The 20909-nt window shown below is 54.8% G+C and carries 20 protein-coding genes and 1 pseudogene; 6 read left to right on the plus strand and 15 right to left on the minus strand.

The features are described from left to right. From ACP5OT_RS16900 to accB, 8 genes and pseudogenes are all read right to left on the minus strand, one after another. A pseudogene (locus ACP5OT_RS16900) lies at positions 1 to 1025 on the minus strand (hypothetical protein); the annotation flags it as partial. 464 nt (positions 1026 to 1489) lie between these two features. After that, positions 1490 to 3115 carry a flippase gene (locus ACP5OT_RS16905; protein ID WP_424676793.1) on the minus strand — a complete coding sequence of 542 codons (1626 nt, stop codon included), beginning with the start codon at positions 3113 to 3115 and terminating at the stop codon, positions 1490 to 1492. Then, on the minus strand, positions 3112 to 3897 hold the full coding sequence (locus tag ACP5OT_RS16910) for a ComEC/Rec2 family competence protein (RefSeq protein WP_424676792.1): 786 nt from the start codon (positions 3895 to 3897) through the stop codon (positions 3112 to 3114). The genes ACP5OT_RS16905 and ACP5OT_RS16910 overlap by 4 nt, the downstream gene beginning before the upstream one ends. Positions 3898 to 4098: 201 nt before the next feature. Continuing rightward, entirely contained in the window at positions 4099 to 4479 is a 381-nt protein-coding gene (locus ACP5OT_RS16915; RefSeq protein WP_287908549.1) for a RidA family protein, read from the minus strand. A 30-nt stretch (positions 4480 to 4509) separates the two neighbouring features. Beyond that, on the minus strand, positions 4510 to 6444 hold the full coding sequence (locus tag ACP5OT_RS16920; RefSeq protein ID WP_424676791.1) for a hypothetical protein: 1935 nt from the start codon (positions 6442 to 6444) through the stop codon (positions 4510 to 4512). 13 nt (positions 6445 to 6457) lie between these two features. Then, positions 6458 to 6658, minus strand: coding sequence for an exodeoxyribonuclease VII small subunit (gene xseB / locus ACP5OT_RS16925; protein WP_012616201.1), 201 nt, complete (start codon positions 6656 to 6658; stop codon positions 6458 to 6460). Continuing rightward, on the minus strand, positions 6651 to 7844 hold the full coding sequence (xseA, locus tag ACP5OT_RS16930; RefSeq protein ID WP_428132813.1) for an exodeoxyribonuclease VII large subunit: 1194 nt from the start codon (positions 7842 to 7844) through the stop codon (positions 6651 to 6653). The genes xseB and xseA overlap by 8 nt, the downstream gene beginning before the upstream one ends. Further along, positions 7844 to 8374 (minus strand): acetyl-CoA carboxylase biotin carboxyl carrier protein, encoded by a 531-nt coding sequence (accB, locus tag ACP5OT_RS16935; RefSeq protein WP_424676789.1) that lies wholly within the window; start codon positions 8372 to 8374, stop codon positions 7844 to 7846. The genes xseA and accB overlap by 1 nt, the downstream gene beginning before the upstream one ends. A 198-nt stretch (positions 8375 to 8572) precedes the next feature. Between accB and ACP5OT_RS16940 the strand changes: the two genes are divergently transcribed. Next, positions 8573 to 8809, plus strand: coding sequence for a YgaP family membrane protein (locus ACP5OT_RS16940; protein WP_424676788.1), 237 nt, complete (start codon positions 8573 to 8575; stop codon positions 8807 to 8809). A 120-nt stretch (positions 8810 to 8929) separates the two neighbouring features. Here the strand turns inward: ACP5OT_RS16940 and ACP5OT_RS16945 are convergent, their stop codons facing one another. Continuing rightward, the gene (locus ACP5OT_RS16945) at positions 8930 to 9910 is read right to left on the minus strand and encodes a fructosamine kinase family protein (RefSeq protein WP_424676787.1); all 981 of its coding nucleotides are present in this window, start codon (positions 9908 to 9910) and stop codon (positions 8930 to 8932) included. An 11-nt stretch (positions 9911 to 9921) separates the two neighbouring features. Next, on the minus strand, positions 9922 to 10179 hold the full coding sequence (locus ACP5OT_RS16950; protein ID WP_424676786.1) for a PspC domain-containing protein: 258 nt from the start codon (positions 10177 to 10179) through the stop codon (positions 9922 to 9924). Positions 10180 to 10399: 220 nt separating this feature from the next. Here ACP5OT_RS16950 and ACP5OT_RS16955 point away from each other — a divergent pair, with 220 nt between their 5' ends. Continuing rightward, entirely contained in the window at positions 10400 to 11062 is a 663-nt protein-coding gene (locus ACP5OT_RS16955) for a hypothetical protein (RefSeq protein ID WP_424676785.1), read from the plus strand. 96 nt (positions 11063 to 11158) lie between these two features. On the opposite strand, the gene ACP5OT_RS16960 is transcribed toward ACP5OT_RS16955, so the two are convergent. Both ACP5OT_RS16960 and ACP5OT_RS16965 read right to left on the minus strand, forming a co-directional pair. Further along, entirely contained in the window at positions 11159 to 11905 is a 747-nt protein-coding gene (locus tag ACP5OT_RS16960; protein WP_428132816.1) for an SIR2 family NAD-dependent protein deacylase, read from the minus strand. 45 nt (positions 11906 to 11950) lie between these two features. Continuing rightward, positions 11951 to 12466: a histidine phosphatase family protein gene (locus ACP5OT_RS16965; protein WP_428113219.1), complete on the minus strand. Its 516-nt coding sequence runs from the start codon at positions 12464 to 12466 to the stop codon at positions 11951 to 11953. A gap of 166 nt (positions 12467 to 12632) precedes the next feature. On the opposite strand from ACP5OT_RS16965, the gene ACP5OT_RS16970 reads away from it, so the two are divergent. From ACP5OT_RS16970 to malQ, 3 genes are all read left to right on the plus strand, one after another. Next, positions 12633 to 13847, plus strand: coding sequence for an ArsA family ATPase (locus tag ACP5OT_RS16970; protein ID WP_424676782.1), 1215 nt, complete (start codon positions 12633 to 12635; stop codon positions 13845 to 13847). Beyond that, positions 13844 to 14752: an arginase gene (rocF, locus tag ACP5OT_RS16975; RefSeq protein WP_424676781.1), complete on the plus strand. Its 909-nt coding sequence runs from the start codon at positions 13844 to 13846 to the stop codon at positions 14750 to 14752. Before ACP5OT_RS16970 ends, rocF begins: the two co-directional genes overlap by 4 nt. Positions 14753 to 14869: 117 nt before the next feature. Next, entirely contained in the window at positions 14870 to 16378 is a 1509-nt protein-coding gene (gene malQ / locus ACP5OT_RS16980) for a 4-alpha-glucanotransferase (RefSeq protein WP_428113239.1), read from the plus strand. Positions 16379 to 16445: 67 nt separating this feature from the next. On the opposite strand, the gene ACP5OT_RS16985 is transcribed toward malQ, so the two are convergent. Together ACP5OT_RS16985 and ACP5OT_RS16990 are read right to left on the minus strand one after the other, a co-directional pair. After that, positions 16446 to 17531 carry a sigma-70 family RNA polymerase sigma factor gene (locus ACP5OT_RS16985; protein WP_424676780.1) on the minus strand — a complete coding sequence of 362 codons (1086 nt, stop codon included), beginning with the start codon at positions 17529 to 17531 and terminating at the stop codon, positions 16446 to 16448. 155 nt (positions 17532 to 17686) lie between these two features. Beyond that, entirely contained in the window at positions 17687 to 18409 is a 723-nt protein-coding gene (locus ACP5OT_RS16990) for an SDR family NAD(P)-dependent oxidoreductase (RefSeq protein ID WP_428113223.1), read from the minus strand. Between the two features lie 204 nt (positions 18410 to 18613). Between ACP5OT_RS16990 and ACP5OT_RS16995 the strand changes: the two genes are divergently transcribed. Continuing rightward, the gene (locus ACP5OT_RS16995; RefSeq protein ID WP_428132818.1) at positions 18614 to 19744 is read left to right on the plus strand and encodes a PAS-domain containing protein; all 1131 of its coding nucleotides are present in this window, start codon (positions 18614 to 18616) and stop codon (positions 19742 to 19744) included. Positions 19745 to 19889: 145 nt separating this feature from the next. Here ACP5OT_RS16995 and ACP5OT_RS17000 read toward each other — a convergent pair whose 3' ends face one another. Further along, on the minus strand, positions 19890 to 20714 hold the full coding sequence (locus ACP5OT_RS17000; protein ID WP_428132821.1) for a winged helix-turn-helix domain-containing protein: 825 nt from the start codon (positions 20712 to 20714) through the stop codon (positions 19890 to 19892). Between the last annotated feature and the right edge of the window lie 195 nt (positions 20715 to 20909).

A 20909-nucleotide genomic window follows, 5' to 3' on the forward strand; every position in this document is an offset into this window, starting at 1 on the left:
GTTTCGTTATTGTTGAAGGTTATACGCTGACCACCACCGTTAAAATTGGCACGGTAGAGTTCCCAGTAGCTACCGGTATCGATGTTCGAGGCGTAGATCAGCGGCGTGACCGGGTCGGGTGCGGCCCACGGCGTACCGAGGTGTGGATAGCGCCATTGGAAGTAGTGTTGCCCAACGTTGCCCATCTCAACCTGATAGCCGGCGGGGTTGTCAGGAGTGTAGGTCAGCACACGACGCTCAAAGAGTTGCACCAGTACATCGTGTTCGGTATCACCGACGACGGCCCGTACCCAGTAGGGATCGGTGATCGGATAGCCCATTGCAAAGAGCCAATCAACGATCGGCGCCGTCACCACACGCCCATTCTCAACCACTCGTCCACGTTGATTCATAAAATCCCAAAAAACTTTCGGAATGTTATGGCCGGTAACGCTGTTATACTGGACGATGGTTGTTTCAGGGCGGGCTAAGTCGTCGCGCACGCTCAAATTGCCACTACGGGCAATCGCTATATTCACCCGTTGATTCAGACGCGACGGATCACGATAGCCATTGTCAATGGTCGCTACACCGGCAAAGTCGCGGTAGCCTGGAGCGATGGTGTTGGCTGCACGAGGATTACCGGCAACCGGTACGTCCGATCCTTCGAGATACGTGACATCATACGGGTCGTCGCCGAACTGCATTCGTCCACTGATCAATTCTTTTACCAGTAGGCCGTTGGTAACGGTACCGTCAGCCGGGTTGTTAATCTCCATGCGCGCCTTGTCAAAATACTGTACAATACGCGCGCCATTCGGGCTTTGTCGGTAAAACTCACCGTAATCGAACCATGGTCCCGGCCCCCAATACCATGTGCGCCCACCGCGTACTGCCTCGCTGTCGGTGCGGGTCCAGATGGTTTCAAAGCGAGGGTCGGCAAACGTGGTGCGACCGAAGAAGGGTGCGGCGGTAAGTGGGGTTGCGCCCACGATCAACACCATCACCAAACCGATCGCACTCCAAAGCATATGTAGACGGTTCATGGGTTTCTCCTTTGTGTCTACTACTCACATGTAAAATACGATGTAGAGAATAGAAAAGTTCCTAAATCCTTCTGATAATAACATTACGCCTAAGTTAAAAGAAGATAAGAATAGGTTCTTTAAAAAGAAGAAATGTAGGTTTAAGTTAATTTTTGGTTTAGTGATATACTTTGTGAAAATATTACAATAATAGGGGCACGGCATGCCGTGCCCTACATCAATCCGTCCGGTGCGGTTGTACGATGATGAATGCGTGGTCATGCCCAATCCCGTGCGTGGAATCGTTTGGATTGTGGATGATGACGATGTCGGGGCGACGCACCGCGTCACCCATACGCACATCCGTCCGGTGCGGGGGTATTTTGTGGTCATGCCCAATCCCGTGCGTGGAATCGTTTGGATTGTGGATGATGACGATGTCGGGGCGACGCACCGCGTCGCGCCGATACAAATCCGTTCGTCTGTTACGATGTTCGTCCTACAATCCGCCGCGCCAGTGCGACCTCTTCCGTGCCGATGGCTCCGGTGAGCCATAACGCAGTGCCGTACACCGGCGGTCCGATCAGAAGTGCACACAGACTACCGATCCATCCCGGTAGCCAGAGGAGCGCTGGAAGCATGACACCGGCCATTGCGAGACTTGCCAATGCCGGTTGCCACATTAGGGGTAAGAGGCTCGGTTGCAATCCCTCTTGGTGTAAGACGGGACGGAAGACGGCGTAAAGTACAACTTCCGACAAGATAGTGATCAGCGCTGCCGCCAGGAGCGCGCCTTCGGGGCGGCCTAACCGGATAGCAAGCGGAATCGCGATGAGATTGGCAGTCAGGTTGAAGATCGCACCAATAACAAAAGCGCGGGTAATGGCGGTTTGGCGTTCGATAGCAATTAACACATACTGTAACAAGCCGTTAGTAAAGGAGAGTGGCAAAAACCATGCCAACACGGCGAGCACGGTAACCGACGGCAGATACTCGGCGAAGCGGCGACGGGTGAAGATCCAGACGAGATCGTCAGCCAACAGTGTCATACTCATTGCCAATGGGAAGGCAATCAACAGTAACAGACGCAGTGTGCGCTGTTGGGCGCTGAACAGCTCGCTGCGCGCACCGCCGGCGCGTCGTGCAAAGAGTGGAAAGACGGCGAAGGTTATTGCCGGTGGTAGCACGAGCGCGATGTTGAGGAGTTGGTAAGGCAAGACATATTGCTGTACCAGTAGATCGGCGTTGCTACCGCCGAAAGCACGAACAATGAAAAGGTCAAACCGAAAGAAGATGACACTGAGCAGATTATTTAGCATGAGCGGCAGCGCCTGCGGGATGAGCTTACGGATCGTAGGACCATCAAAGCTCAGGGTCGGTGCGAAAAAGGTACGGATTTGCAATCCAAGAAAGATCAAAGCCGTGATCGAACTAACCAAGACCGCTGCCCACGCGAGTCCAATGACGCCCCACCCAAGTGCAAGCACAGCGATACGGGCGAGAAAGCTGAGCAGTGCCGTCAACACCTCAACGGCTGCCGGTACTTCCATTCGTTCCGTTGCGTTGTAGAGCGCCGTCACCGCGCCACTGTAAGCACTGGGGATAAGGGTAAACAGCAAAATCCAGATCGCCCATCGGCCCTCAGCAGTGAGCGGTTCGCTCAAGCCAAGCGCACCAAGGCCGTTGTAGATACCGATGACGAGCCATGCTATCGGTGCGGCAGCAGCCACGATGAGGCATAAACGCAAGGCAAGGGTTACCCCAAACAGTTGGCGGGCTACAGCCGGACTACGGGCAACTTCGCGCGTGAGCCATACGCCAAGACCAAACTCGGTGAAGGTGGCAAGGTATTGGGCCACGAGCAGGGCAGCGGTGTTGTAAGCGCCGAGTGCTGCCGGATCAAGTGCGCCAACCAGCAAAAATAGGATGACCGTATCTAACCCACGGACAAAGAGACGTAGGCCAAAGGTAACTGCGCTATTTTTGAAGATGCGGCGAGTAGTATTGGTCGGATCGTCGTGGTAATAGCGTCGCCAAAGCCAGGTTCCCGCACCGAGTAACGTAAGCGCGGCACCAATAATGAGGAATACAAGGATCAGGCGATTGTTCATGGCGGTTGGGTCGTAATCGTTGCCCGGCGGCCATCACTGATAAGATGAATCACGCCGTCGATGTTCGGATGATAAAGATAGGGTGCAAGCTGGCGTCGTTCGGTGAAGCTATGGAGAGCCGGTTGGTCGGCCTCATAGCCGGTGCTAAACGCAACGGCCCGTAAGTGCAATCGGGTCAGTTCCGGTACGGTAATCGACCGTTGCCACGGATACACTAGCAGGTCAATTGGTTGGTCGGTAAGTGCTGTCAGGGCTGGATCGCCGGTACTTCCACCGGTATGGATCAAAATACGTACCGCGCGATGGGTGATCAGCAAGACGGCACCGCCCTCTTTGCCATCATTAACTGCTAATACCTGCAAGCGGACTCCGCCCAGGTTGAACTGTTGTCCGGGACGTAAGCGGCGAATCGGTGTAACCAGTTCGGTCAACAGTTCTCGCCATTCACCCTCAACGATAGTAGGGGTGAAAGCTACATCTGGGCGGTAACGCCGTAATATCCCTAACTGACCGGGCAGATGTTCTTCATCAGTACGGGTCAACACAATAGCCGCCAACCGACGTTGCCAGAAGGGGAGGTAGCGGCCTACCTCAACCGCTACCTCGGTCGGATCGCGTCCACCGTCGATAAGTGTAAACGAGCCGTCGGGTGCGCGGATCAGAAGAGCATCGCCTCTGATCGGTAACAGCATGACGTGAAGTTGACCATCAGGTCGTTGGAGCCATGCGATGAATGCCAGGATACCACCAAACGCGATAATTGTATGTAGCCATTGTCGCATAGTAAACCTGCCTTATCTGTACTGCTCTACTTTATAAACCGTGCGACAATGGCAAAAGATACGCTATTGTTGACAAACAGCGATTATAGTCACCCAAGGGTGAGGGTGACTACATCGATGTATCGACGTGAAACGGAATGAGAGGGGTACGACTATCGTACCCCGTTGTGGTTGGGCAATGTACCGCTGCGAACACCAGACTTACGCCAGTGCAATTACTTCGATTTCGATCCGGGCATCGCGTGGTAAGCGAGCGACTTGCACCGTCGAGCGTGCCGGTGGTTCATTGCCGAAATGTTCGGCGTAAGCTGCATTCATGGCGGCAAAATCGTTCAGATCGGCGAGAAAGACGGTCGTCTTCACAATCCGATCAAGTGAACTACCGGCAGCTTGCAAAATAGCGGCAATATTGGCAAAAATTTGGCGAGTCATTGCGCCAATGTCATCAGTTATGAGTTCGTTGGTGGCCGGATTAATCGGTAATTGTCCGGAGACGAAGATCAAATGACCTGCTCGAATAGCTTGCGAGTACGGACCGATAGCTGCCGGAGCTGCGTCGGTAGTAATGCACGTGCGATCCATTGTACATAACCTCTCTCGGATACAATTAGGTTAGCGCACTAGCCAGAATCCTAGCATAATTATCAATTGCCATACAACAGGCAACAAACCACCGGTGATAGCCTGCACACCTTCCCATTCATATACCTCAACCCAGAGTGCGGCTGTGACCCAATACGCAATCACAAGGGCGAACAACCAGAACAGGGCGGCAAGCCATGGTACGTTGATCAGCAAACTGACCAGCGTGAGCAGCATTGGCAAGAGTCGTGGCATCTGGATTCGTGGGTACAGAGCGAATACCTGCTCTTGATCAGTACCAGATGTACCGTACATAATCATCGCAATAAGCCCAACGAGCGGCCATTCGAGTAAGCCGGCCATCCAGAATCCAATGCCACCAAACAAGGCGTTGCTACTCGGCCACCAATCGCCGTGAAGCAGGGTGGGAACGGTTAAGAACAAGCCGACGGGTAGCGCTACCAACGCCATAGTCTTCCCTGCTACCCACAAATGTTCCGCCGAGGAATTGCTCGCTATCACTAGATCAACGCGGAGAGTACGAATGGTCGCTACCGGTTGGCCGATCAACTGCACATTTGGCATGAATGCAGACGGTCGAAAACGTGGTTTCTCATCGATTGGCGGTAGGTGGCTCAGCCGTTCGGCGCATTGCTCGATGAACTGTGGCCATTGTCGCATCGTACCGACGAACACGGTTCCCGCCGTCCACCGTCCGGTCACCAGCAAACCGCAAAGATGACAAAGCCAGGGTAATCGCGGCGATTGAACAAATGCCAGAGTATAGCCAAACCCCAGATCAATCACGGAGAACGCACTGATGTGGCTCCACGGGATTGACCGCGTAAATGGCAACGGTCGTGGTGCAAAGCGGATGGTCAGGGTCTGTTGACCGGCGGTTGCGGCAACCGGTAGCGCAACAACCAACGCAATGATAGCTATTATGACCGATGCCAACATAAGATGCGCTGCGATCAGGAGCCAGATCGGCGCCGGCAAGTCAGATCGGCCAGCAATACCGAGCAAGGGGACGCTAACCCCCTGGTAGGCACTAAATATCTTGTTGTAGATAGGGATTTGGCTTACCCACAAGAAAGCGGATTGACTGCGCAAGTCGGGAAAGAGCAGGGTCAGCGCACGATCCCAGTAGCTCCGATAATGAACAAGACCGGCGATCAATGTCAAGCAAGCCGTACCAAGCGTCGTCAACCTTACGATTGACCAGGCGGACAAGGAGGTGGTAACATCTAGAGTGGTAGTGGGTGGAAGATCAACGTCCGGCAATATCTCGGCAGGTTTGCCCCGCAGGAAGAGGCTAAATAATGGTGAACGACGTTGCTCATTCACGACAACCGGTTGATGTCCTTCAAACGCACGGATTGCGCGACTATTCTCTTGCAAGATGGTATTGAGCAACTGGTCGAAGTCATCAATCGTTGATGTAATGAGGAAGGACGGTCGGATGGTGGTGCCGTAGAGCAACCCATACAACCGATGCCAATCGGTAAGCCGTTTTGCCGTCTTGGCCGGAATCACTAGGAGTACGAAGCGCAGCCCAGCCTCGTCGCCGGTCACGTGAATCTCATCCAAATCTTGCCACGCAACCGGTAGCCAACCACCGGCAAATTCAATCAGGAGGCCGCGACTGCTCACCCGAATAGTGGGCAACGTATTGAAGAGGATCAACGCGACGCATAGCCCAACCGCTGCCCACAACAGAACCACTAATGCCTCTGAGAGCCAAACGTTCAAATCGCGCGGCGCGGGCGAAAGCCACTGGTAAAGTGGACGCAGCCATGGGGTACTACGCAGCCATGCAGCGAAAGGTGTGAACATGAGACCACGGAGCAGTTGGAAACCGGCTCCGTACAGGCTTATCACAACGAACACCCAGCCGACTGCCGAAAGCCACCAGCGTTGGCGCCAAGAATAGCGATAGACCTTTTCAGCAGCCGTTAAGCTCATAGTTGCTTATACCCTATCCAACACCTTCAAGCTGACGTACCCGCAACTCGGCAGCATCGAGTAGTTGCTGGCAAGCAGCGGCAAGTTCGGCACCGCGTTCATATAAACGCAAGGCTTCCGCGAGGGACAACTCACCTTGCTCGAGTCGCTCGACAACCGTCTGAAGTTCGGCAAGTAATGTTTCATACTGTTCGACGGCAGTTTGTTCACTCATCGGTGTGCTCCACAATAACGCGCACGATGCCGGCGCGGACGGTGAGAGTGAGTGCTTCACCGGCCTGTACTTGCGCCGGGTCGGTCACCACGTGACCATCAACCTGTTGGGCGATGGCATACCCACGGGCAAGCGTTGCCTGTGGGCTAAGTGTCGCAAGGCGAGCTTGTAGGCCTTGCAGGCGTGTTTGTTCGAGTTGTAGCCATCTTCCGAACGTTCGTCCGGCTTGGCGTGATAGATCATCAATGGTTTGGCGTGCAGCCTCGATCGTTCGGCGTGGATGGTTTCGTTGGAGAAGAGCATGCTGTTGAGCAACAATCTGACGTTGCCGATGCAGACGTTCGATAATAGCGACGGTTGCACGTTCGTGTAATTCAAGCACACGCTGACGCAGTTCGGTCAGCGGTGGTGCGGCCATTTCGGCGGCGGCAGAGGGAGTAGGTGCACGCAGATCGGCCACGGCGTCAACTAACGTCGTATCGGTTTCGTGACCAACGCCGGTAATAATCGGAACGGGGCTAGCTGCAACCGTTCGTACAACCTGTTCATCGTTAAAAGCTGCCAAATCCTCACTTGCGCCACCACCACGGGCTAAGATCACCAGATCGACGGCTTCGGTGTAGACGCGGCGGAGGGCAGCAACGATACTGGCCGGAGCTAATTCGCCCTGTACAAGACAGGGGGACAACAATACTTCCGCAAGCGGGTAACGACGGCGTAAAATGGTTAGCATGTCTTGCAAGGCAGCCGCTTGCGGTGAGGTGACAATGCCGATTCGGCGTGGCAGGGGCGGCAACGGGCGTTTGCGGCGTTCATCGAACAAGCCTTCAGCTTCGAGGCGAGCGCGTAGTTGGGCGAGTTGCGCATTGAGCAGCCCTACACCGGCCGGTACAATCTGATCGACAACAAACTGTAGCTCACCGCGTGCCTCATAGAAACCAACCCGCCCATGCACCAATACAGCATCGCCGTTCATCGGTAGGGTTGCGATACGTTCGGCAGCACTCCGCCAAAGGACGGCTCGGATGCTCGCTTGCTCGTCCTTGAGCGTGAAGTAGCAGTGACCCGACGGATACCGTCGGAACTCGACTACTTCGGCGAGCAACCAAAGGTCGAAAAACAAGCCCTCGCCCTCAAGATGAGCGCGGAGGGCACTGTTTAAATCGGAAACGGTTAATACATGCATCAAAGCGGTTCGATTACCATCAACGGTTGACCGTACTCAACCGGTTGACCATTCTTGACCAAGATACGAGCCACCCGTCCGGCGACATCGCTCTCAATTTCGTTCATCATTTTCATCGCTTCGATGATACCCACGGTATCACCAACACGCACCTCATCACCTTCTTGGACAAACGGCTTATCCTTTGGCGATGGGGCTGCGTAGAACGTACCGACCATTGGCGCCGTGATGGTATGGCCGGCAGGCATTTCAACCGGTGGCCCTTCTGGGGCAGGCGGTGGTTGCACGAATGGGGTGACGGGCGCAGTCGGTAGGGGTGTGGCAATGGGTGCAGGTACGGGCTGGTTCATTGGTGCGGAATAGATCATCCCAGTCGGCTGGCCACGTTTCACGTGCAGCTTAGAGTTGCCACGTTCTATGGTGATCTCGTAGACATCGCTCTGTTCGAGCATCTGAAGTAAATCTCGCACAGCGGAAAGGCCGAATGGATCGTTTTGATCGGCTGGTATTTCAGTAGTTTCGTCCTTCATAGCTCCCCACAGCATAAGTTCGGCGAAACAGCTTTATTGTAGCATAAGAATCAATGCGCTTTGATCGGGTGGAAACGGGACAGTGCCTCACAATTGCGATAAGCAAATGTTACACTTCGTAGCAAAATCTTTACCGACAGGGTGGAGAGTGATTGTTATGCTATGCACGAGAAAGGTCTAACGGAAAGGATGATCGCCATGTTTACCCGTAATGTTGGCACGCTTGATCGTGACATCCGGCTGGTGTTGACAATGACATTCGGCCTCATATCGCTATTCGGTCAGATCTTTTGGTTGCAGATCATTACCGGTTTTCTCGCATTGATCATGTTTGCCACTGCGGCGTTTGCCGTGTGCCCCTTGTATTGGCCGTTTGGTATCAATACCTATAAGCGTGAGCAGGAGCGCAAGCAAGCGCACGAACGATCACGTTAGCTAACGGTACATGATTTTTGTTGCGGGCTATATTTCGTATACATATCACTAGGTGGTGGGGGAACGACTCGTTCACCCCCGCTTTTTACATCTTGGTGATGAAAGAGATCACCGGTTTTTCTACCCATACCGCCGGGCAATAGCATCAACTTGTGCACCGTATCCTTCACCGAACAGGTTAAGATGGTTGAGCAAGTGATACAGATTATACAAGTCACGCCGTTCGGTGTAGCCAGGCTCTAGCGGCCAAGCAGCCTGATACGCCGCGTAAAAACGTGATGAGAAGCCACCGAACAGCTCGGTAAATGCTAATTCGGCCTCGCGGTCGCTGTACGAGATAGCCGGGTCGATCAGCACCGGTGTACCGCGAGCAGCGGCGATGACATTACCGCTCCACAAATCGCCGTGGATGAGCGAAGGGCAACGCGGCACGCCGCCAAGCCACTTTTCTAGTCGACTAACGACCCGCTCGAGGGCTTGTCTGCGGTGCGCTGGAAGTAGTCGCTGACGCTCTGCCAGCTCGATCTGCGGCCAGAGGCGTCGTTCCCGGAAGAAGGTGATCCAATCTTGCATCCAGCCATTGTGTTGCGGCGTGCCACCGATAAAGTTGTCGTGATCAAGGCCATACGCCGGCGCCGTACAGCGGTGCAGTGCGGCAAGCTGCTCGCCGAGCCGAACCGGATCGGGAGCGCGTCCATCGCTATCAATCCACTCACTGAGCACAATGGCCGGTTGCGTGATCGTCGCTTCACAGGTGAAGACAACTGCTGGAACGCGAATGGTATTTGTGGCAGCCAGTACCTGTAAGCCACGCGCTTCGGCTGCCACCATCGCTGCCGGTTTACCGCCAGCAGCCCATTTGAGAGCGAACCGTTGATCGCCGATGGTGACGCGCGCTAACTGTGCGCCAAAACTGCCGCCGAGTGGTTCGACGCGATCAATTGGGCTGTCAAGTGCGGCAGTGATCAGGTTTGCAACAGTGACCGGTAACGTTATCATTCCATCACTATCATGCGGTGAGCAGGCTTCGCTGATATGATACACCTTCTGTTTGGACAACATTAACGAAGGGCGGGGGAGAATCCCGCCCTTGTCAATCATCTTAACGTTGCTTAGCGGAGTTTCTGCCCGGTGTACGGGTCATACTTCCACTCACCGGTGGGGTCTTGAGGTGGGGAAGCGGGCAGTTCTTCCTGCGGCATAATAATCCAGAGTACGAGATAGATAAGCGGGCTAAGCCCACTCAACACGGCCAGCACGAAAATCAGGCGGACGATGGTGCTATCAATCCCGAAGTAGCGGGCAAGACCGCCACACACACCGCCAAGCATGCGGTCGGTAGCGCTGCGCGTTAAGCGATTGGTTGTCATCGTTTTTCTCCTCGTGTCACTCCGTTCGACTCCTACCTATACGACGCTGTCGGCAGCATTTTGTTGCAAGTACTACGTTATTGCGAGTTGGCTTATCTCCATAAACTGCTCATTGTCAATTCATCATCTCTTCACAATGGTTGGCTACGGTATAACGTGTCATCACCCGTATTCGTGAGGGTGATCGTCATCAAACCAGCAAACAAATGGAGGAGGTAGGATGAAACGAGCATTACTCGGCAGTTTGGCAGGTGCTGTATTGGCCCTGATCCTGCTCTGGAATCAACCGATACCGGTGCGTGCAGCGCAAACCTCTGTCGTACCGACCGTTGGTGAGACGAGCTACGGACGTGGCGGTGGCTGGCGTGGAATGTGGGTCAGTGTTGGTCAGCTTATCCGGGCGTTGAGCAACCTCACCGGCGTTGATAAAGCGACCATTCAGGCTGAGTTGCAAAACGGGCGTAGTTTGGCGCAGATTGCTGCAGCCAATGGGAGTAGTGGTGATGCGCTCGTGCAAGCGGTAGTTGATACGGCGAAAAGCCGGCTTGATCAAGCGGTCAGCAATGGTCGGCTAACGCAAACCCAAGCCGATCAAATGCTGGCGACGATCCGTGATCGGGCGACAGCGTTGGTAAACGATACGACGTTAGGTTCGCAACTCGGCGCACACGCGGCGAAGGTATCGCAGCGGAGCACATTAGGTTGGCTGATTCAAGCGACTGCCGATCAGACTGGGTTGGATGTGGCGACCATCCGAACTCGGTTGCGCAACGGTGAAACACTGCGAGCAATTGTCACTGGGGCCGGCGCTGATCCGCAGAAGGTGATTGATGCGGCGGTCGATGCCTTCCGGCAAGCGGCGACGGCAGCAATGCAGGAATAGTTGACAAAATCCGCATAGAAACTATACCGAAGAGGTATAATCGGTACAGAGGCGGGTTCATCGAGCGTGAACCCGCCTCGTGATTGAGCACAACGGTTATACCGGAAATGCCATCTTCACGATGCGCGGCAAGATCTCACCGGCCTTGCCGTTGATGGTAAACAATGGTGGCCGAGCAGCCGTTTGCTGTTCGAGGTTCAGAATTAGCACCGTCGCATTACGACTGAGAGCGATGCGCGGGAGGGAAGCAGCCGGCTCGACGACACCCGACGTTCCAATTGACATAAATACATCGCAATCAAGGGTTGCAGACCATGCCGTCTCCAATGCCGTCTGCGGTAGCATCTCGCCGAACCAGACCACATCGGGGCGGAGCAATGCACCGCAGTCCGGGCAATGGGGTAGTTCCTCATCGTAATCCCAAGTCGTATGCAGCGAGCCATCGGCCATACAGCGGGCACGGTGAAGGCTGCCATGGAGTTCGATCACATTGCGGCTACCGGCGCGTTGATGAAGGCCATCGATATTCTGGGTGATGAGCGTAAGCCGAGGAACGCGTTTGTCCAATTCGGCCAGTGCATAATGGGCAGGATTCGGTTGAGCAGCACAGGCTTTGACCCGCCGTTCGGCGTACCAACGCCAAACAAGCGTCGGATTGCGCGCAAACCCGGCTGGTGAAGCGAGTTCTTCGGGATCGAAGTGCGACCACAAGCCGGTTTGCGCATCACGAAAGGTAGGAATCCCACTCTCGGCCGAGATACCGGCTCCGGTCAGGACGGCCACGTGGTGAGCAAGGCGCAAGCGGTTGGCAAAAGCTGTGATCACGGTATCGAGGTTGTCCATTCGTTCCTCCTTATGAGAAATGCAACGGACCACCAGGTGACCATCTCAGACCGGCTTGAAGGCCAAGACAAACTGACAAGCACGTTGATGTTCAAACTTCACATGCCAGACTCCACAGGTCGGTGCGGGGTTACCACCGGCATAGACATGTCCACGCAAATCGATCTGATCGTGGCTGAGTTCAAGTAAAAATGCTCGGATCGGCGAGCCGTGGGTGACAATTCCCACCCGCCGGTACGGCGAATCGGCCAACCCGGCCAACACCTCACGCACGCGCTCACGAACGTGCTCAAACGTCTCGCCGGGGGCATGCTCTTGTACCAGCTTGGTAAAGGTGACCGGTAGACCAAGAGCATCGACCAAGACCTCGGCGGTTTGTGTCGTGCGCGCGAATGGAGAGACCAAGAGATGTTCGACCGCTTTATCGACCAGAAAAGCTGCGACTTGTCGTGCTTCAGCGCGTCCGCGTTCGGACAAATCCGGCCCCGGTGGAGTATGGTATGGAATGGTCGGGTTGTGAACCGGTTGTCCGTGACGAATAAGAAACAGATCGAAAAGCACTGATAATCCTTACACCTTGATGTAGCGACGTTGATCCGGTATGATCTACCATAGTGTACTATAGCTTATTGACGGTCCGAACTGCAACATATACAATTGATGCGGCGTCGGATTCACAGAACGGTGACCGGTTCTGTTCGGAGACAAACAGACGAAGGATTCATCAATGCGGCTGATCCTCTATCTCGGCAAAGGCGGAGTGGGTAAGACCACGACTTCGGCGGCGACAGCAGTACGAGCTGCCGAATTGGGGTATCGCACGCTCGTTGTCAGTACTGATGTCGCGCATAGTTTAGCCGATGCGCTCGATACTCCTCTCGGATCGCTCCCGACACAGATTGGCGAGCGACTGTGGGGACAAGAGATTAACGTGCTTGATGAAGTGCGTCAGCACTGGGGGGAATTGCGGGTCTATTTGAGCAATCTCTTGCGTCGACGTGGTGTTGACGAGGTAGCTGCTGAAGAATTAGCGATCATTCCCGGTATGGAGGAGGTAGTCAGTCTCCTCCACATCCGACGGCAAGCCCGTGAAGGTAATTTCGATGTGGTGATCGTTGATGCAGCTCCGACCGGCGAGACGGTACGTCTGCTGACCATGCCGGAGACGTTTCAGTGGTATGCCGCACGGGTGATGGATTGGGAGCCAACGACGCTGAAAGTCGCGCGTCCACTCGTTAAGCAGTTGGTACCGGCAACCGATGTCTTTGCGAAGCTCGAACGGTTAACGAAGGGGGTTGAGGCGTTACGGGCCACCTTAACCGATCCACAGATCAGTTCATACCGATTGGTCGTTAACCCTGAACGGATGGTGATCAAAGAGGCGCAACGGGCTTCGACCTATCTTGCTCTCTTTGGGTATCCGGTTGATGGTGTTGTCCTCAACCGGGTATTGCCGGTCGATCAGGTCGAAGGCGAATTTATGAAGGAGCTGGCCCGCATCCAACAGGGCTATCGACAAATGGTGTATGACCTCTTCCGACCATTGCCGATCTGGGAAAGCCCATACTATGCCCGTGATCTGGCCGGCATTGACGATCTCGCGATGGTTGGTCGGCAACTATTCGGCGATGATGATCCGGTGAAGGTGCATTTTATTGGGAAAACGCAAGAGATTGTCAAACAGGGTGATGAATATGTCTTGCGTTTGCCGTTGCCACACGTTGAGATCGGCAAAGTCTCAATGACGAAGCGCGGTGATGAGCTGTTCATCGAGATCGGTAATTTCCGTCGCGACATGTTGTTGCCGACAACGCTGGCCGAACGACCGGCGCGGCGAGCCTATTTTCGCAATGGTGTGCTCGAAGTCTTCTTTGGCCCGCCGGAGACATTGCCGCTGACGAACGATGATAAAGATACGGAAGCGGAGGCGGCAGCCTCATGAAGACTGACGCCGCTATTGCCATTATTGGGGTGCCGCTTGATCTGGGGGCTGGTCGGCGCGGGGTTGATATGGGGCCGAGCGCAATTCGTTATGCCGGTCTCAGTCGCCGGCTTGCCGAGTTAGGCTATCAGGTAATCGATTACGGTAATCTGGTAACACCGATGGTCGAGACCATACCGTTGCCACCACCCGACGTGCGGTTACGCTATCTCGAACCGATTACCGAGGTATGTGAACGGTTGGCCGATCAGGTTGCTAAGGTGGTTCAGCAAGGCATAACCCCGCTTATCCTCGGCGGTGATCACAGTCTTACCATTGGTTCGGCCAGTGGTAGCGCGCGGGGACGACGGCTTGGGTTGCTGTGGATCGACGCGCACGCCGATTTTAACGATGAACATACGACACCGAGCGGTAATATTCACGGTATGCCGCTGGCCGTGCTGACCGGACGTGGGCATCCACGGTTGACCGGATTGGCCGGTTGCGTGCCGGCGTTTGATCCGGCCCACGTCGCGTTGGTCGCAGTACGCGATCTCGATCCGCTTGAGCGCGAAGCGCTACGTGCCTCGCCAATTTCTGTCTTCACAATGCACGATATTGACCGACGCGGGATGGCGGCGGTGATGGAACAGGCGCTGACAGTCGTCACGACTGCTCCTGATGGCTTTCACCTCAGTTTTGACCTCGACGTTGTTGATCCACGTACCGCACCCGGTGTCGGTACGCCGGTGAGTGGCGGTATTTCGCGACGCGAAGCGCATCTGGCAATGGAGCTGATCGCCGAATGTGGTGCGTTACGGAGTCTCGATGTCGTCGAAGTGAACCCCATTCTCGATGAACGCAATGCTACCGCCGAGCTGGCCGTCGAATTGGTGTTGTCGGCGTTAGGCAAGCGGATTTTGTAAAGCTCCACCCTGCAATTGCCACGTGTATTCACCTTCCGTCTCAGTACGCATAATTGGTTCCCCATGTTATAATTGCGAATACAACGAAATATTCGGTGGGTGACATGAGGTGGTATGATGTACAATCGGCGGGTGAGCGGTATTCTTCTACATCCTGCGGCGTTACCGGGCGCGGGCGGGATTGGTGATATTGGCGATGCAGCCTATCGGTTTATCGATTGGTTAGTGGTAGCAAAACAGCGGCGTTGGCAGATCATGCCGTTGGGACCGACGAGCTACGGCGATTCACCGTATGCCGGATTATCGGCATTAGCCGGCAATCCACTGCTCATCGCGCTTGAGCAGCTCGTCCGGGCGGGTTGGTTGGACGAACGTGCCCTGACCGATGCACCGGGGGCGTATGGCGATTGGATCGATTACGGGGCAGTCATTCCGTGGAAGATGGCGCGGCTTGAGTGGGCGTTTGGCGGGTTCCGTGCGCACGCCAATGCCGAACAGCGGGCGGCGTTTGCCGAGTTTTGTGCCGAGCATGCGTCGTGGCTCGATACATTTACCCTCTTTGCTGCGTTGAAAGAGGCCTACCGCGGTGAGCCGTGGAACCGCTGGGATACGGCCCTGGCCCGGCGTGAACCGGCGGCGCTGGCCGAGGCGCGTCGCCAATTGGCCGAGCGCGTGTATTTTCAGCAGTTTTTGCAGTGGGTTTTCTTTACGCATTGGACGGCGTTACGTCGCTACGCCAACGAGCGCGGTGTGCAGATCATCGGTGACTTGCCTATCTTTGTTGCCTTTGACAGTGCTGATGTTTGGGCCAACCCCGATATTTTTCATCTCGATGCTGAAGGCAACCCAACGGTGGTCGCCGGCGTACCACCAGACTACTTTAGTCCAACGGGTCAGCGTTGGGGAAATCCGCTGTACCGCTGGGATGTGTTAGCCGAACGCAGATACGATTGGTGGATCGAACGGTTTCGTCTCCTCTTTCGTCTCGTTGACATCGTGCGGATCGATCATTTTCGCGGGTTTGCGGCGTACTGGGAAATCCCAGCGCATGCAGCGACGGCAATGGAGGGGCGTTGGGTGGCCGGCCCTGGGGAAGCGTTGTTTGCTGAAGTACGTGCGCAGTTGGGACCGTTGCCGATCATCGCCGAAGACCTGGGCTTGATCACACCTGACGTTGATCTGCTGCGGCGACAGCTTGGTTTTCCTGGTATGGCGGTATTGCAATTTGCATGGGGCGGTGACGCCAGCAGCAATTATTTGCCGCACAACTATACTCGTGATCTGGTCGTGTATACCGGTACGCACGACAACGATACCACCGTAGGTTGGTGGTCAACTCTCGATGAGCACACACGACAGCACGTGCGTAACTACCTCGGTGCGCGCGATGAGACGATTGCGTGGGATTTCATCAGAGCAGCGCTGATGTCGGTTGCTGATACGGCTATCATTCCGATGCAAGATGTACTGGGGTTAGGCTCGTGGGCACGGCTCAATTTACCGGGACGGGCAGAGGGCAACTGGGCATGGCGAATGCGGCCTGAGCAGCTCAATTTCGATCAAGCGTACCATCTGGCGTATCTGACGTCACTGTACGGGCGAGAGCCGTTGGTAGTGGCCGAATAAGATATGATCCAAAAGCGCAGCCAACCCGGCGGGTGGTGGCTGTGCTCTTGGTGGACGATCTTGGGTATCATTCGAGATAGCCGAACAATCGGTTGCCGACGCTCGGATGGCGCAAGCGGCGGAGGGCTTCGGCCTCGATCTGGCGTGTGCGCTCGCGGGTAATGCCAAACGTAGCACCAACCTCTTCGAGAGTGCGTCGCTGACCATCGAGTAAACCGTAGCGCAACTGTAAAATCTTGCGTTCGCGTTCGGGTAGCTCGTTGAGCGCCGCATTCAGTTCAGCTTGCAGCATATTCTGCTCGGCTATCTCCATCGGTGAAGCGGCGGCCTCGTCGGCGAGGGTCTCGCTCATCCGACCCTCTTGATCGGCATTAAGCGGTTGTTCGAGCGAGATCGGTTGGGTTGAAGCGCGCAACAACCGCTTGACCTTCCGTAGGCTCATGTTCAGCGCATGCGCTAGCTCTTCGGGGGTCGGTTCGCGTTCAAGCTCTTGTTCGAGACGGTAAATGGCACGACGCAAATGAACAATCGACTCGCTGAGGTGTACGGGCAAGCGAATCAGACGGCTTTGTTCGGCGATGGCACGCGTCACCGCCTGCCGAATCCACCATGTGGCATATGTACTAAATCGATTGCCTTTGGTGTAATCAAATTTCTCAACCGCCCGCATCAGACCGATGTTACCCTCTTGGACTAAATCCATGAAGGCCATCGGGCTACCGATATATTTCTTCGCCACACTGACCACAAGACGCAAGTTAGCCTGAATCAAGCGCCGACGTGCCTCTTCACCACGGGCCTGCTCGATTTCGAGCCGCATCCGCTCGCGGTCATTTGCGTAATCTTCGTTTTGCAGACGCTGACGGGCCTCTTTGCCGCGACGGTACTGCCGGGCCAGCTCTACCTCCTCTTCGGCGGTAAGGAGGGGAACTTGCCCGATCTCCTGTAGGTAAAGCTGGACCGAATCTTCGACCGGCTCGATATCGACATCGATCTCATCGCTGAGGTCTTCAAGCGACTCAACGAGTGCTTCATCCTCGGCTCCGAGTTCAACATCGCCATCCCACTCAGCATCGAATTCGGCATCCTCAGCGGTCTCTTCCGGTTCAATTTCACCGTCGGCAAGGTGATGATTCTGAGGGAAGGCTTTCACGGCAGTACTCCTTGGCTCCGGTCGGATGGGTACGACGCGGCCGGTTGTGCTCTGAGAGGCGTCGATTGTTCTTTATCTAGATATACGCCTCTTCAAAGATTTCGGATGAGTATATTTTCGATCTTTGCACAGATTTTGTCAAGATATTGAAAAGACTAATTTGACACCAATTTGCGTGCGTGGGCATCAATCGTCTGGCCGGTCTGGCTCCGCGGTGGCAGACCGGCGAGTTCAACAATCGTTGGGCCAATCTCATCGGGGCTGAGCAAGCCAGTCCGTACTTCGGGCACAGTTGTGCGCACCAGATGGGTGTCGGCGAAACCGCCGGGATGAACAAGATTGACGTTAATGCCAAAACGGCGCAGATCCTTGGCCATCACCCGTGCTAAGCCGTCGACACCTGCTTTAGCGGCGTAGTAAACGGCAAAACCGGGCACAGCAATCCGTTCGAGTGGCGCTCCGATGATAATGATGTTACCGCCACCTGCCTCGACCATGTGTGGGATCACGGCGCGTGCGCTGAGAAAAACGCCTTTGAGCAACGTATCGACCACTTCATCCCATTGCGCTTCACTTGTTTCGTAGATCGGCGCGCGCAGACCGATGCCGGCGGCTGCGACCAGAACGCGGATGGGACCAAAACGAGCACGGGCCTGGGCGACGGCCTGTTCAAGCTGGTAACTATCACGGACATCGGCGGTTAATCCTAATCCTTGTTGTCCGCTCTCTTCGATCAGCCAGGCGGTTTCGGTGACTTCGTCGGCACTGCGCGCGATGACCGTGACCGCAGCGCCGGCGCGGGCCAGTGCCAGTGCGCTAGCGCGGCCTAAGCCCCGTCCACCGCCGGTTACAAAGGCATGAACGCCGTTGAGAGTCATGGTGTTACTCCTCTGTTTGAATTTTGCAAAGCTTTTGCACACCTACTTTGTTATACCACATGTTACGTAAGTGGGTGGTTCATGGATGGGTGGTTGACAAATAACGGGCTACGATCGTAGCGGTGGCGGTGTTCTGGGGTATAATGCAAGCGTTTTCAGCCTATTCTGGAACCGATACTACAAATAAGCCACGAGAGTGCTGCTATGTTGCTTGATGATTTGCCACTGCCGACGGCCTATGCCCCCGATGATGGTCCGGTTCAATGCAACTGGCGATGGTTGGAATGGCGTGATGTTACCGAACCGCCGGTCGATCTCGTTACCGCGTGTGCGCAGGTAGTGGCGTGGGAAGCGTCGGATGTGGCAGCAGCCCGTGAATGGATTGCATTACTTACGCCTGATGATCCGCCATTACAGTTGGGAGCGCCGTTGCGCTCTGATCGATCAAAGTATGTTCAGGTATTGATTTGTCGCAGTGGATCGGCATTGGTCGCGCAGCTTGTAGATGTGACGTCGTTGCTCGATGGACAGCGGGCGGCAGAGCGGCGACTTGAAACGATACTGGGGGCATTGGATAGTTTAGAGGAAGGCTTTCTGTTGCTTGACACTGAAGATCGGATCGTTATGTGCAACCGACGCTACCGGGAGTTATACGCTATTAGTGCCGATCTGATTGTGCCGGGGCGACCTTTTGCGGAATTTATTAGGTTGGGTGCTGAGCGCGGCCAATACGCCGATGCAATTGGGCGGGTTGACGAGTGGGTGGCCGAGCGGTTGCGGTTGCATGCCGAGTTGGCTCCGATTGAGCAGCGTCTTGCCGATGGACGTTGGATTCGGATCGTCGAGCGGCGGACTGCGGATGGTGGGGCTGTCGGTTTGCGGATCGATATTACCGATATTAAGCAAGCCGAAGAGTTGCGTCGGCAGTTGGCGGTCAGGGAAGAGGTGATTGCGGCACAGGCAGCGTTGTTGGCCGAACTCTCGACGCCGTTGCTCGAAGTGGCGGAACGGGTGTTGTTGGCACCGATGATCGGGGCATTTGACAGTACGCGGGTGGAGAGTTTGATAGAGATGCTGTTGCGAACGGTTCAACAGCGGCGTGCACGGGTTGTCGTGCTCGATGTGACAGGTGTTCCTGTGATCGATACGCAGGTGGCACACGCGATATTGCAGTGTGCGGTTTCGATCCGTTTGTTGGGGGCGCAGTTGGTGCTTACCGGTATTCGACCTGATGTCGCGCAAACGCTCGTTGCGTTGGGGGTTGATTTGAGTACGATTGTGACACGGGCTGACTTGCGGGATGGGATACGCTATGCGTTGCGGAGTCAGGGGTAGGAGGGATACGGATCGGAGGGGACACGGATGGGACTGATGCGACGGATTGGCACGGATCGGAGGTGTGATCCGTGTTCATCCGTCTGATCCGTATCATCCGTGTACATTGTAAGCGAGGGGACACGGATGGGACTGATGCGACGGGTTAGTACGGATCAGAGCGTGATCCGTGTTCACTCATCTGATCCGTCTTATCCGTATGCGCTTTATCATCCGTGTGCCCATCGGAATGCTCACTCGCGGGGCATCCAGCTTTACACATTGGTATACTCAAACGATACCCAACCCCACGCACACAGGTTATAATTTCGGTATGTTTACTATTGCGATTGAGTTTGGTTTGTAAGTAATACATACGTCCGCGTACCAGTTTTCTGGCGTGGTCTTCAGACAAATGATTCAGGTAAAACAGATCGATCAGGTCTCGATAGGTGTAAATATGACCTTTTGTAAGGGTAAGATACTGTAACACGCTCAACTCTTCTTGATTCAAGAACACATCTCGATCACAGAAGCGGGCAATTTGGCGTGTACTATCAATCTCAAACATGCTACACGGTCTTTCGCAGAGGCGTCTGCTCTGCTCCGAGGGTGACAGTACCTTATGAGGCAAGTGGTGCGTAGCTAAAAAGGATTGTAAGGCATCTTGGGGCGGAAGATAGGGTAAACAGATCATCCGCGATGCAACGGTGTCGGGAAGATCAGGCAAGGGTAATAGCGTGTTTCCACTCAGAACGAGTCGCTGATGTGGGCTAAGGGTTGTCAAGAGTGTGTGAAAATCTTGCCATAGATCGCTTAAAAGCTCGGTGTTAACAATGCAGAGGTGTACTCTCGGATCGTGGAGATAGTATATAAGTGAAGTCAAACTATCGGTGGCCAGTAATGGCCATGTCCATTGATAAAGGAGTTCACTCAAGACGACACGTTCCTTGGTGTCGTGATCGAGAATAAGGGCAACTGTTGGGTACATAGGGAGAGCGTTTCATAGGTGCGAGAAGAGAATTGTCGCGCCGTATTATATGCGATAGTTGAAAAATTGGCAAATCATCTTATCACTGATTTATATACATATATAGATTCTAAAATATTTCTTTATTTATACCAAAAAACTATGACCATCTGGTTCAGCGATCTATTGAGCACAGCAGCGCGGACAGGCGGTAGA

Origin of the sequence: Chloroflexus sp. (genome assembly GCF_049970315.1) — a bacterium.
In the GTDB taxonomy this organism is placed as follows: domain Bacteria; phylum Chloroflexota; class Chloroflexia; order Chloroflexales; family Chloroflexaceae; genus Chloroflexus.